Here is a 12841-nt window from a genome sequence, read left to right as displayed (position 1 = left end):
GGTTCCGCCTAATTAGACGGAACCTTTTCTAATATAATACTATTGAAAAAAAGGGGGACCTAAACATGTTGGCCATCGAAAAAGTGATCTTACATCATCTTGTAATGGATTATAAACATCCTTTCGTCACAAGTTTTGGGCGTGTTGAACAAAAGGATTTCTATATCATTGAAGTAATTGATCAAGACGGATATAGTGGCTTTGGTGAGACGGAAGCCTTTGAAACACCTTGGTATACAGAAGAGACATCTGAAACCAATCGCCATGTGATTGAATCTTTTTTAGTACCGTTAGTATTAGAGGAAGAAATTAGTCATCCGTCAGAATTAGCCCAGCGTTTTCAAAAAGTTCGCCGAAATAATATGGCGAAAGCAGCAGTCGAGAGCGCGGTTTGGGATTTGTATGCAAAAAAACAAAACAAACCGTTATACCAACTGATTGGTGGAGCAAAGAATGCGATTGATGTCGGTGTAAGCATTGGGCTTCAACCATCTGTTAAGCAGCTATTAAATGTGATTGAAACAAAGTTAGCAAAAGGTTACACGCGAGTTAAGTTAAAAATCAAACCAGGTAATGATGTTGAGCTTGTACGTGCTGTTAGAAAGGCGTTTCCGGAGATTCCTTTAATGGTCGATGCTAATTCAGCTTATCAACTTAGTGACATAAAAACACTACAACAGTTAGATCAATTTAATTTACAAATGATCGAACAACCATTGGCAAATGATGATTTTGTTGAGCACGCATCTTTACAACAACAACTTCAAACCCCAATTTGTTTAGATGAAAGTATACATACATATAGTGACGTGCAAACAGCAATCGCATTAGAGAGCTGTAAAATTATTAACGTGAAAATGAGTCGAGTTGGCGGCATTAAGAATGTGCAAGATATAGAAGATTATGCTGCTAAAAACGGGATTGCGCTTTGGTGCGGTGGTATGCTTGAAGCGGGTGTTGGAAGAGCGCATAGCCTTGCGATAGCAAGCTTAGCTCAATTTACCTTACCAGCAGATACAGCAGCCTCAGAAAATTACTGGGAGCGGGACATTATTCAACCAACCGTTCAAGTAAAAAACGGCCAAGTACATCTACCAGAAAAACCTGGAATCGGCTACGAGATTGATCGAGAAGCTTTGGATTATTTTAGCGTTGAGAAGGTTGTTATAGAGAAAAAATAGAAGGATTATACTGGAATAATTTTACGTTTGCCGAATAAATTGAAATTTCGCCGGATTATTACTCGCATTCGCCGAATAAATGCCCGTTTTTGCCGAATAATCATAAATTTCGCCGAATTACCACCCACACACCGACGGCCTTAGTAATCCCGCACAATAAAAAACAAAAAGCACGTGGTGTTATGCTAAATCACCGAGTGCTTTTTTGTTTCTTTCAATCATCTGTTTTTTTCGCTTCTGATACTCCAGAACCTCTTCATCCGATAGTTCAGCCTGCACCCGCTCTACAGTTAAATCGTCCAACATATGCGTTAAACGATCTTTAACAAGTTCAACTGTGATCGGCTTATCAACCAGTTCAGATAAAGAACGCATCGTTTCTGGCCTTACAGTAGGATACTTTATTTTAGTCTCTTCTCCGCGCAAGCCTACTTGATAAAAATCACGAATTAACCGTGCATGTGCCTGGCCGTCGCCCTCTATGGAAAGATAAATTTGAACCGCTATCCCGTCACGAACACGCCGCTGCGAAATACCCGCAAATTTTTTCCCATCTATACTTAAATCATAATCACCTGGACAATAAGATCCTTCAACTTCAAATGCCTTAACTTCTGTCGTATAATCCGCTAAAAGGTCTTGGATAAAGGCAACCATAACTTCATACCCTTGATGAATTCCAAGCGAATTTCCACCAGATAACAACAAGGAAATATTTAAGACGCCCTTATCTAAAACAACAGCTAAGCCTCCAGAGTTTCTTACAATCGTTTGATACCCTTGAGCCTGAAGGGAACTAACTGCCTCTTCAATATAAGGTAATCGCGCATCGGAAATGCCGAGCACAATTGTTTTATTATGTACCCACAACCTAATAGTATGGGCTGATTTATCTTTACTAACAGACAACGCAATAGCGTCATCAATCGCAAATGAGTCCATTGCATTATCAAGAGAAAGCGGATCACTATGATCAATCAAGCGATAAGCTTTTCCGCTAAAAAAGTTTTTCCAGTCCGTCATTTCCTGTACTCCTTTATTTATCACACTTAGAGGTTAAAATTCCCCACTTAATAAAATTAACGCCTCTTTTAGATTAACCAAAACTATTATACAATGAAAGAATAAATAATGCAGAGAAATGTAGCGGAAAGGATAAGCAAATGGCATATAAGGACGAGCAATTAAATGAAGAAAAAGTATTTAAAGATCCTGTTCACCGCTATGTGCATGTTAAAGATCGGGTGATTTGGGACCTGATCAGTGCTGCTGAATTTCAACGGTTACGCCGAATTAAACAGTTAGGCACGTCTTATCTAACATTTCATGGCGCAGAACATAGCCGTTTTAATCACTCCCTAGGTGTATATGAAATTGTACGACGTATCCTATTTAATTTTGAAGGACGAGAACATTGGAATAAAGAACAACGGTTACTTTGTCTTTGTGCAGCCTTACTCCATGATCTAGGTCATGGGCCTTTTTCCCATTCGTTTGAAAAAGTCTTTAAATTAGATCATGAAGAATTTACTAGAAAGATAATTTTAGGAAATACCGAGGTTAATCACATTTTACAAAGGGTGGATAAGGGTTTCCCTCAAAAAGTGGCTGATGTGATTAATAAAACATATGAAGATAAGCTCGTTATTAGCTTAATCTCAAGCCAAATTGATGCTGATCGAATGGACTACCTCCAGCGCGATGCCTATTTTACTGGGGTAAGCTATGGGCATTTTGATATGGAAAGAATTTTACGTGTGATGCGTCCGCTCGAGGATCAGGTCGTGATTAAATCGTCGGGAATGCATGCAGTTGAAGATTATATTATGAGCCGTTATCAAATGTATTGGCAGGTGTATTTCCATCCAGTAAGCCGAAGTGCCGAAGTGATATTATCCAAAATTCTTCATCGTGCAAAAGATTTGTACCAGCAAGATTATACTTTTTCTTTAAAACCAACCCACTTCTTGTCCTTTTTTACAGGAGATGTGAGCTTGGAGGATTACTTACGTTTGGATGAATCAATTGTGCTCTATTATTTTCAAATGTGGGCAGATGAAGCGGATCCTATATTAAGTGATCTATGCGTGCGCTTCACAAACCGAAAGCTATTTAAATATATTGAATTTAATCCAAACCTACAGATGGAAGAATGGATGGAGCTTTATAGTCTATTTGAAAAAGCAGGAATGGATCCGGAATATTATTTAGTTGTGGATTCATCTTCTGATTTACCATATGATTTTTATCGCCCAGGTGAAGAGGGAGAAAGGCTACCAATCCATTTATTAATGCCAAATCAAGAACTGAAAGAATTATCAAGACAGTCAGATATTGTTGAATCTATCTCAGGGAAAAAGCGAACAGATCACAAGTTGTATTTCCCAATGGATTTTGTTGAGGCCTTACCAGATGATGAACCAGAAAAAGCAAGAATTGAAACGTTATTAGGACTATCACAAGAGAAATAGTTTCTTAAAAATATGGAATAATTAATGCTCTACTAAGCTTGGAATAGGGGTTGTTTTTATGTTGACGAATCATGCTAAACTGATGAAGTTTTTCATGACTTCTGGAGAAATAATTGGTCGAAAGAAACTTCAAAAAATGATTTATATTTTAAAAAACTGTGATATACCTTTCGAGGAAAAATTCGAATTTCATTTTTATGGTCCATATTCAGAAGAGTTAACCTTAAGAATGGAAGAGTTGTGTAACTTAGGGTTTATTGCTGAAAGTAAAGAAAAGAAAAGCAACTATTATCAATATCGTTATACAATGACACGTGCAGGCGAAGATTTCCTGAATCATTCACAAGTCGTGCTGCCGCCATTTGAAGACAAGATAGACAAGATGAAAGACCAAAGTTCTCGCTTCTTAGAACTTGTCTCTACCATACTTTATTTTAAACATCTATCGAAATCTGAAGTAGAAGAAAAGATACAAATTGTTAAAAAAAGCTCCAATTATACAGCAACAGATATCGAATCCGCATGGCAGTTTATTGCAGAGTTACAAGGGAATGAACAAGTGCAGGCTTAGTGTGCTTTAAAGTTTGCTAAGTAAGTAGCGTCAATAAAAAAAGTTTACCACCCACCTAAAGCTAATTAGTTTTAGATGGGTGGTATTTGTTTTAGGTATATTTTTACCCTAGCTATACCAGAAAACCATTGTGCTTATTGATCACTCAATCGTTTGCCACCAACAGCATAATGATCTTTCGTCATATCTTCAATAAAAACAACAACCTTTTCTTTGGAAGCTCCAGTTGTTTCGACAACCGCATCTGTAACTTTTTCAACCAACGCTTTTTTCTGTTCGTCTGTTCTTCCTTCTAACATTTTCACTGTAACATATGGCATATGTAGTACACTCCTTCTAATTTTTATTTATAGTATACGCGAAAATGAAGTTGAAATCTCGTCTAAAGTTGTCCAGGATGAAATGACCTGAATCAATATGCTACAATAACAGCATTAACGAAGAAGTTAGGTCAAGGAGGATTAGGTTTATGTCCACAGAAGATAATAAAAACCAAAAGAGAAGTAATGCTTTTACGATAATGAAAGATGATTCAACAGATGGTCATGGAGGTTATGGTGTTGGTTCAATTAGCTTGGAAAATATCTCACCGGTAATTATCGATCCGAATGAAAAGCGTGCTTTTGTTGATATGGGTGCCATGCATGCTAGAAGTGAAGTGGAGCGCCGTGTGAAATTCATAAAGGATAAAGAAGAAGTACCTAATGGCCTTTTATACTGGATTGTCTGGGTAACAGTAGAGCGCGGTGAAAACGGGCCATATTATCACGGTGTAGCAGGTAGTGAAATTCGTGTTGATCGTTCAATTAAACGTGCCTATAAATCAATGCCCGAACATGTTACACATATGGATAAATCAATGAAAGGACAATATATTGTCGAGCATATGGATGATGAATCAAAGGAATTACTAGGTGACTTTCTACGGGAATTCGATCCAGTAATGTGGGAGAATGCAGCTGATGAATTAAAAGAAGCGCTCCCGAGTAAGTAAAAAAGGTTTTGAGGATGGCATTTCGTACAAATTGCCATTACTCAAAACCTTTTTTGTAGGGAGCGCTGGTTAGGTTGATTGGTGATTCGGCGATTTCAGAGATTATTCGGCGATTCGAGCGATTATTCAGCGAAACTGAGAATTATTCGGCGAAATCCAAGATTATTCGGCAAAACCGCAATATAATTCAGCAAACTCAGCGATAATTCAGCAAACGCCGAATTCCCGCCCGCGATCTCAAATCCCAAATTCACCATCAATCTTCCGGCCAATGCAAAGAACAATATTCTGTAGGTTCTGTTCCTTTAACAAAATACATCAACTTGCTCTTCTCGCAATAAGGAGTAGATAATTCTCCACTAGTTGGATCGATGTACGCGGCGATTATTCCAGAAGGAACAGGGAAATTTTGAACAGCATCGCCATCATGAGCGGATATAATAAAGTCTGCCCAAATTTGCTTAGCAGCCGTTCGATCCGCAACCTTTTCTACAGGGCTGTTGTCGTCATAACCTGTCCAGATCCCCATTACTAGCTTAGGGCTGTAACCGATCATCCAATTATCACTTTCTGTTGTTCCAGATTTCCCGGCATAGGTGTGCTCTAATCGATGTGCAATTGAATCACCTGTAACATGCATGTAACCACTTAATGTTGGGTCAAACATCCCTGTCATCAGTTGGTTAAGAATAAAAGTTTGCTGGGCATCAAGTACCTGCTTTTGCTCCGACGCCTTATGCTCATACAAAACTTTTCCATCTGCATCAGTAATTTTCTCTATCATATAAGGATCAACTGATTTCCCTCCATTGGCTAACATACTGTATGCAGTTACCATTTCTTTCACGTTAACAGAGGCAGTACCTAAAGCAAGTGAAGGAACAGGGTCAAGCCTACTTGTAATGCCAAATTCTCGCGCTGTATTAATTAACCGCTTAGGTTTTAAAAAAATATGTGTTTTCATCGCATAGATGTTGTCACTAACAGCCAGTGCTTGGGCGAGAGTGACCGGACGATCTGCGTAATACCCGTTATAGTTACTAGGGTGATAGCTCGTGCCATCCGCTAATAAAAAATTAGTAGGTTTACTAATCAGTGTAGTCGCAGGTGTATAGCCATATGTTAATGCAGTATAATACAAAATCGGTTTAAACGCAGAGCCAACCATTCTTTTTGCTTGTACTGCCCGGTTATACGGACTTTCAGTATAATCGCGACCACCAATCATACCGGTAATGGCACCATTAGTTGGATTCATCGCAATCGAGCCAACCTGCAATTCACTAGTATCTTCAATTCTATTTTCAATCGATTTTTTCAACTCTTCTTGATGAGGGGCTTTCAATGTTGTATAAACGTTATACCCAGCGGTCCGAATCGAAGCCCGATCCTCATCTAAGATTTCTTCCATTTCCGCTAAAACAATATCTTGAAAATAAGGAGCGATTGAATCTACTGTTGTAGGTGCTGCCTCATTCACTGTAATAGCTTCTCTTTCTGCCAAATAAGCAGACTGTTCACTGATGACTTCTTTCTCTTCTAATACTGATAAAATCCGCTTTTGTCGCTTCTTTGCATTTTCAAAATTATAGATTGGAGAGTAATAACTTGGCCCATTGGGTATACCAGCTAGTAAGGTCGCTTCTGCAAGACTTAGATCATTGCTGCCCTTATCAAAAAAATAACGACTAGCCGCTTCAATCCCGTAAGCACCATGACCATAATAAATTGTGTTAAGATAGCCTTCTAATAGTTCGTCTTTGTCATAAAAAAGCTCTAACCTTACCGTGTAGAAAGCTTCTTTTATTTTACGAGCCCATGTTTTATCATGGGATAAATAGAGATTGCGGGCATACTGTTGAGTAATCGTGCTTGCGCCTTCTCGTTTTGAACCAGTTCTAATATCTACTAAAAGCGCTGCTAGAATCCGCTTATAATCAAAACCATTATGGTCATAAAAGTGTTGATCTTCTGCTTGAACTGTTGCTTCAATGAGCATTGGTTCAATCTGATCAAGCTCGACCCAATACCTGTTTTCAATATTATGCTCTTCCCCGATTTTTGTTCCGTTTGCACTATAGTAAACAGTGTTTTGCGCAGTTGTTAAAGGGGGAGCACCTAGTAGATAGGCAGAAACATAAATCGTTAATAGTAAAACGCCGACACCAATAACGCCGGAAGCAAAAAGAATACCAATCCACCGAAGCGGCCTATTTTTATGTATTTGTTGAAAAAAGCGTCTTATATGCCGCATACTTTTTCAAAAACTCCTTCTATTAATGAGGTAAATTCACGAGTAGTAGTATCATTATGGCGAGATTCGTCGATAATTAAACACAAAAACCTTATAAGATTGTGAAAAAGTCTTGCTTTTTTCCGCAAAATCACTAGAATTAATTTGTTTGAAACAATTAAAAATTAAGTTGAAATAGATTAGAAAAACAAAGGAGTTTTATAAGATGGGATTATGGTTTACTGAAAAACAAACAGAAGACTTTGGCATCACAGCTAAAATAAACAAAACATTGCATACAGAAAAAACTGATTTTCAAAAGTTAGATATGGTTGAAACAGCAGAATGGGGTAACATGCTTATCCTAGATGACATGGTCATGACAACAGAAAAAGACGAATTTGTGTACCATGAAATGATTGCACATGTTCCGTTATTTACACACCCGAATCCGAAACATGTATTAGTTGTTGGTGGCGGTGATGGTGGTGTAATCCGTGAAATCTTAAAGCACCCTTCTGTAGAAAAGGCAGTACTTGTTGAAATTGACGGAAAAGTGATTGAGTACTCGAAGAAATTTTTACCTTCCATTGCAGGTGAATTAGAAGGGCCTCGTGTAGAAGTAAAAGTAGCAGATGGATTTATGCATATTGCAGAAAGCGAAAATGCCTATGATGTAATCATGGTCGATTCAACAGAACCAGTTGGACCAGCTGTTAATCTTTTTTCAAAAGGATTTTATGCTGGAATCTCAAAAGCATTAAAAGAAGACGGCGTATTTGTAGCACAATCAGATAACCCGTGGTTTAAAGCAGATCTTATTGAGCAAGTATTTCAAGACGTGAAAGAAATCTTCCCAATTACAAAATTGTACACAGCAAATATTCCAACATACCCAAGCGGATTATGGACATTCACAATGGGAAGTAAAAAACATGACCCATTACAATTGAAGCCTGAACGTTTTCATGAATTGGATACAAAATATTACACAGAAGAAATCCACCAAGCAAGTTTCGCCTTACCTAAATTCGTTAAAGACTTAACAGAGAAGAAGGGGTGACTTTCAATGCGTTTTGATGAAGCTTATTCAGGAAAAGTATTTATCATGTCACGACCAACAGTAGAAGAATCGGATGCAGTTATTTATGGTATGCCGATGGATTGGACCGTTAGCTTCAGACCAGGCTCACGTTTTGGTCCCAATCGTATTCGTGAAGCATCGCTTGGTTTAGAAGAGTATAGTCCTTATATGGATAAACATATGGAAGAAGTAAGTTATTTTGATGCAGGAGATATGCCACTTCCATTCGGTAATCCTGCGCGTAGTATTGAAGAAATTTATGCGTACGTAAAACAATTATTAGCATTAAAAAAATTCCCGCTCGGATTAGGTGGAGAACACCTTGTTTCCTGGCCAATTATCCAAGCAATGCACGAAGAATACCCTGATCTAAAAGTAATTCATATTGATGCACACGCTGATTTACGGGAAGAATATGAAGGAGAAGTTTTATCCCATTCAACTCCAATCCGAAAAACCTGTGAGTTAATTGGACCAGAAAATGTTTACTCATTCGGTATTCGTTCTGGCATGCGCGAAGAATTTGACTATGCAAAAACAAGCGGGATGCATATGTTCCGCTATGATGTAGCAGAGCCTTTGGAAAAAATCCTGCCAACGTTAGCAGGTGAAAATGTCTATGTCACGATTGATATTGATGTGTTAGACCCAGCATTTGCACCAGGGACAGGAACTGCAGAAGCTGGAGGCATCTCTTCAAAAGAATTATTACGTGCCATTCAATTAATTGCAGAGTCGAATATAAAAGTGGTCGGAGCTGATTTAGTCGAAGTAGCACCGAATTACGACCCAACAGAACAAACCGCCATCGCAGCAAGTAAATTCGTCAGAGAAATGTTACTCGGCTGGGTGAAGTAAGGTAAGGGTTTAAGAAAAAAGTAAATAAGAAGATAACAGAACTATAATAGATCCGTTATTTAGTAAGGGGAATCAACATAGCAACTGAGGCCGTGGGGCTGCGATTACTCGCCCCATCATAAAGCCCTGCCCGCGAAAAGCGAGTATATTTCAAGTTGCGGAGATTTCCCTTCTATATTTTTACATAAACTTTTTCAAAAAAATCAGAGTAGATCCTTGAGTTTCATCTGGTTCATTCTTATACTTAAGAATACGTAGTTAGCAAAGGATGATAGAATGGATAAGAAACAAATGCCTGTTGAGGTCAAATTGGTCACAGAAATACGTGATCAAGAAGATAAGGCAATTACAGTGATCGAAGAAACAGGAGACTTTACCCAAAATGGAAATATAGCAGTAGTCCGCTTCACTGAACACCAAGAAGAGCAAGCGGATGTTAACGCGCTAATTACCATTTCACATGATAAAGTCAGTATTAAACGAACCGGTGCGGTCAATATGCTCCAAAAGTTTAAGGAAAACCAACGAACAGAAAATGTGTATCGCCATGAATTTGGTACAATTAATATGGAGACTCATACAGATCAAATTAACTACCAACAGCCAATCGATGAAAATCCAGGAGAATTGTTTATCAGTTATACAACAAAATTAAATGGAGAAGGTAATCGCAAACATCGCTTGACGCTTACTTTTAAGGAGGTTTCGCCGTGAATATAATGCAAGATATCCAGAACAATTTAAAAGAAGAAATTAAACAAGCTGTTATAAAAGCAGATCTTGCTACAGCAGAACAACTGCCGGACATTATTTTAGAAAAACCAAAAGACAGTGCACATGGTGATTACGCAACAAATATTGCCATGCAGTTAGCGCGTATTGCTAAAAAGGCACCACGCCAAATTGCAGAAGAAATCGTAGCAGCATTTGATCAAACAAGTGCATCTGTCACAAAAGTAGAAATTGCAGGACCTGGTTTTATCAACTTTTTCATGGACAATAATTATCTAGCTGATTTGATCCCTGTGATTTTAAAAGAAGGAGAAAAATACGGTCGCTCAACATTTGGACAAGGTCATAAGATGCAAGTTGAGTTTGTTTCTGCCAATCCAACTGGAGATTTACACTTAGGACATGCGCGCGGCGCGTCTGTTGGTGACTCCCTATGTAATATTTTAGATGCAGCAGGATATGACGTAGAACGTGAATATTATATTAACGATGCTGGTAATCAAATTAATAACTTAGCAATATCAATCCAAGCGCGTTACATGCAAGCATTAGGAAAAGACTGGCCAATGCCTGAAGACAGTTATCGCGGAAAAGACATTATTGCAATCGGCGAAGATTTGGTTAACAGTTACAAAGACGAATGGGCAAATAAACCCGAAGCTGAGCAGTTAGCTTTCTTTAGAGAATATGGTTTGAAATATGAACTGAAAAAACTAGCAGCAGATTTAGAAGCATTCCGTGTTTCTTTTGATCATTGGTTCTCTGAAACGTCTCTATATGATGAAGGCAAAATTAAGCCAACTTTAGCTTTATTAAAAGAAAAAGGGCATACCTATGAAGAGGATGGAGCTACATGGTTCCGTACCACTGACTTTGGCGATGATAAGGACCGTGTTTTAATTAAAAATGATGGCTCCTATACCTACTTAACACCAGACATTGCGTACCATAAAAATAAATTAGATCGTGGCTTCGAAACACTCATTAATATTTGGGGCGCAGATCACCACGGTTATATTCCAAGAATGCGTGCTGCTATCCAAGCGTTAGGCTATCAAGCAGACACATTGGAAGTTGAGATTATTCAAATGGTGAACCTATTTGAGAATGGTGAAAAAGTCAAGATGAGTAAGCGTACCGGAAAAGCTGTTACATTACGTGAATTAATGGAAGAAGTAGGGATTGATGCGGTACGTTATTTCTTCGTAATGCGTTCAAGTGATTCCCATTTAGATTTCGATATGGACTTAGCTCGTTCCGAATCAAATGATAATCCAGTCTATTATGTGCAATACGCACATGCCCGTATTTGTACAATGCTTTCTCAAGCAGAAGAAAAAGGCTTTGCTACAGATGGAGATTTTGATGGTAGCTTGTTAGTTGCTGAAAAGGAAGAAGATTTATTGAAGCGTTTAGGAGAATTTCCAAAAGTAATCGCAGATGCAGCGGAAAACCGCACACCACACCGCATGACGCAATATATCTTTGACCTAGCTTCAACCCTGCATAGCTTCTATAATGCAGAAAAAGTACTAGACGCGGATCATCCAGAACGGACAAAAGCACGTCTAGCACTTATGAAAGCAGTTCGCGTAACCATCGCAAACGGCCTAAACCTAATAGGCGTATCCGCACCAGAAAAAATGTAAGCAGAAAAAGATTCAGTCAAATTGGCTGGATCTTTTTTATTGGGAAAAATAAAAAGGATATCTTCCATGTTTAAATAAGTGATGGTAACATATGTATAATATATCGGGATGGGGGAGGAAGCATTATGATACGTCAGTTATCAGAAAAAGATGATGTGCTAGCACAGCAATTGATTCAACAGAAGCCTGCAGAAAATCTATTCATTATTGGAGATATTGAAGCTTTTGGTTATGAACAAGATTTTCAAAAGATTTGGGGAGATTTTGATGAAAAAGGTGAGCTTCGGGCAATATTGCTAAAGTATGAAAAGAACTACCTTCCCTTTTCACTTGGATCTTTTGATGCAAAAGGGTTTGCTGAAATAATTAATAATGATCCTAATAAACCGATGTTATCAGGGTTAAAAGACATCACTTCACAGATAGAGCCTTATTTAAAGATTACATACAAACAAAAACGCGAGTTCTACTATGCAAAGTGTACGACAAGTGCAGCATTACCATCAGTTGATACATCGGAAGTAAAGCAGATAACATTAGAGGATGTCGAACGCTTAGGTGAATTTTTAACAAGTGTCCCTGAGTTTGTTGATATGGAATTCAGTCCAGAAAGAAAAAAACGTAACCTGAAACAAGGTGTCACGCGCGGTTATTATATTGAAAAAGATGGCGACATGGTAGCGACCGCATCAACAACCGCAGAGAACTCAAGCTCTGCAATGGTCGTTGGCGTTGCGACTAGAAAAGACTATAAGCAACTAGGCTTAGCCACAAAATGTCTAACAAAATTATGTCACGACCTATTAGCCGAACAAAAACAACTATGCCTATTCTACGACAACCCGCAAGCAGGAAAAATATACAAACAACTAGGCTTCCAAGACATCGGCTACTGGACCATGTATCAATAGGAAACAAAAGGCTACTACTAAAATCAAATCATAGAAAACTAGCAGCTTTATGTCGTATGTCGTATTTTAAATAAACGACGCATTAAAGTCTTAGACTTACTCGCCCCATCGAAAACATTTGCTGTTTCCGCAGGATAAGGAATGCTTCAGTGAATTG

12 protein-coding genes are annotated in these 12841 nt (G+C 38.3%); 9 read left to right on the top strand and 3 right to left on the bottom strand.

Annotated features, from left to right (window positions below; genetic code table 11):
- Positions 1-65: 65 nt before the first annotated feature.
- Positions 66-1181 carry an o-succinylbenzoate synthase gene (gene menC / locus D2K40_RS08890; RefSeq protein ID WP_117155124.1) on the top strand — a complete coding sequence of 372 codons (1116 nt, stop codon included), beginning with the start codon at positions 66-68 and terminating at the stop codon, positions 1179-1181.
- 180 nt (positions 1182-1361) lie between these two features.
- On the opposite strand, the gene D2K40_RS08885 is transcribed toward menC, so the two are convergent.
- Positions 1362-2204, bottom strand: coding sequence for a lipoate--protein ligase family protein (locus D2K40_RS08885; RefSeq protein WP_117155122.1), 843 nt, complete (start codon positions 2202-2204; stop codon positions 1362-1364).
- Positions 2205-2344: 140 nt separating this feature from the next.
- Here D2K40_RS08885 and D2K40_RS08880 point away from each other — a divergent pair, with 140 nt between their 5' ends.
- Positions 2345-3652: an HD domain-containing protein gene (locus D2K40_RS08880; protein ID WP_117155120.1), complete on the top strand. Its 1308-nt coding sequence runs from the start codon at positions 2345-2347 to the stop codon at positions 3650-3652.
- Positions 3653-3710: 58 nt separating this feature from the next.
- Complete coding sequence (locus D2K40_RS08875) at positions 3711-4223, top strand: YwgA family protein (protein WP_117155118.1); 513 nt, start codon at positions 3711-3713, stop codon at positions 4221-4223.
- Positions 4224-4357: 134 nt separating this feature from the next.
- On the opposite strand, the gene D2K40_RS08870 is transcribed toward D2K40_RS08875, so the two are convergent.
- Positions 4358-4543: a 2-hydroxymuconate tautomerase gene (locus D2K40_RS08870; protein ID WP_117155116.1), complete on the bottom strand. Its 186-nt coding sequence runs from the start codon at positions 4541-4543 to the stop codon at positions 4358-4360.
- Between the two features lie 149 nt (positions 4544-4692).
- Between D2K40_RS08870 and D2K40_RS08865 the strand changes: the two genes are divergently transcribed.
- Entirely contained in the window at positions 4693-5217 is a 525-nt protein-coding gene (locus D2K40_RS08865) for a YwhD family protein (protein ID WP_117155114.1), read from the top strand.
- Positions 5218-5473: 256 nt separating this feature from the next.
- Here the strand turns inward: D2K40_RS08865 and D2K40_RS08860 are convergent, their stop codons facing one another.
- On the bottom strand, positions 5474-7471 hold the full coding sequence (locus tag D2K40_RS08860) for a transglycosylase domain-containing protein (RefSeq protein ID WP_117155112.1): 1998 nt from the start codon (positions 7469-7471) through the stop codon (positions 5474-5476).
- Between the two features lie 205 nt (positions 7472-7676).
- Here D2K40_RS08860 and speE point away from each other — a divergent pair, with 205 nt between their 5' ends.
- The 5 genes from speE (at position 7677) to D2K40_RS08835 (ending at position 12684) form a co-directional block, all read left to right on the top strand.
- Positions 7677-8513, top strand: coding sequence for a spermidine synthase (gene speE, locus D2K40_RS08855; RefSeq protein ID WP_117155110.1), 837 nt, complete (start codon positions 7677-7679; stop codon positions 8511-8513).
- Between the two features lie 6 nt (positions 8514-8519).
- Entirely contained in the window at positions 8520-9392 is an 873-nt protein-coding gene (speB, locus tag D2K40_RS08850; protein ID WP_117155108.1) for an agmatinase, read from the top strand.
- Between the two features lie 276 nt (positions 9393-9668).
- Positions 9669-10106 (top strand): YwiB family protein, encoded by a 438-nt coding sequence (locus D2K40_RS08845; RefSeq protein ID WP_117155106.1) that lies wholly within the window; start codon positions 9669-9671, stop codon positions 10104-10106.
- A 5-nt stretch (positions 10107-10111) separates the two neighbouring features.
- Entirely contained in the window at positions 10112-11773 is a 1662-nt protein-coding gene (argS, locus tag D2K40_RS08840; protein ID WP_373285565.1) for an arginine--tRNA ligase, read from the top strand.
- A 125-nt stretch (positions 11774-11898) separates the two neighbouring features.
- Positions 11899-12684 carry a GNAT family N-acetyltransferase gene (locus D2K40_RS08835; RefSeq protein WP_117155101.1) on the top strand — a complete coding sequence of 262 codons (786 nt, stop codon included), beginning with the start codon at positions 11899-11901 and terminating at the stop codon, positions 12682-12684.
- The last annotated feature ends 157 nt before the right edge of the window (positions 12685-12841 follow it).

The sequence above is a fragment of the Paraliobacillus quinghaiensis genome, from assembly GCF_003426025.1.
Taxonomy (GTDB): Bacteria; Bacillota; Bacilli; order Bacillales; family Amphibacillaceae; genus Paraliobacillus_A; species Paraliobacillus_A quinghaiensis.
This window is presented reverse-complemented; position numbering and strand designations above follow the sequence as displayed.

Bases quoted from the DNA above. Each gene is read 5' to 3' on its own strand.
- menC (WP_117155124.1), top strand. From the start codon at position 66: ATGTTGGCCATCGAAAAAGTGATCTTACATCATCTTGTAATGGATTAT.
- D2K40_RS08885 (WP_117155122.1), bottom strand. From the start codon at position 2,204: ATGACGGACTGGAAAAACTTTTTTAGCGGAAAAGCTTATCGCTTGATT.
- D2K40_RS08880 (WP_117155120.1), top strand. From the start codon at position 2,345: ATGGCATATAAGGACGAGCAATTAAATGAAGAAAAAGTATTTAAAGAT.
- D2K40_RS08875 (WP_117155118.1), top strand. From the start codon at position 3,711: ATGTTGACGAATCATGCTAAACTGATGAAGTTTTTCATGACTTCTGGA.
- D2K40_RS08870 (WP_117155116.1), bottom strand. From the start codon at position 4,543: ATGCCATATGTTACAGTGAAAATGTTAGAAGGAAGAACAGACGAACAG.
- D2K40_RS08865 (WP_117155114.1), top strand. From the start codon at position 4,693: ATGTCCACAGAAGATAATAAAAACCAAAAGAGAAGTAATGCTTTTACG.
- D2K40_RS08860 (WP_117155112.1), bottom strand. From the start codon at position 7,471: ATGCGGCATATAAGACGCTTTTTTCAACAAATACATAAAAATAGGCCG.
- speE (WP_117155110.1), top strand. From the start codon at position 7,677: ATGGGATTATGGTTTACTGAAAAACAAACAGAAGACTTTGGCATCACA.
- speB (WP_117155108.1), top strand. From the start codon at position 8,520: ATGCGTTTTGATGAAGCTTATTCAGGAAAAGTATTTATCATGTCACGA.
- D2K40_RS08845 (WP_117155106.1), top strand. From the start codon at position 9,669: ATGGATAAGAAACAAATGCCTGTTGAGGTCAAATTGGTCACAGAAATA.
- argS (WP_373285565.1), top strand. From the start codon at position 10,112: ATGCAAGATATCCAGAACAATTTAAAAGAAGAAATTAAACAAGCTGTT.
- D2K40_RS08835 (WP_117155101.1), top strand. From the start codon at position 11,899: ATGATACGTCAGTTATCAGAAAAAGATGATGTGCTAGCACAGCAATTG.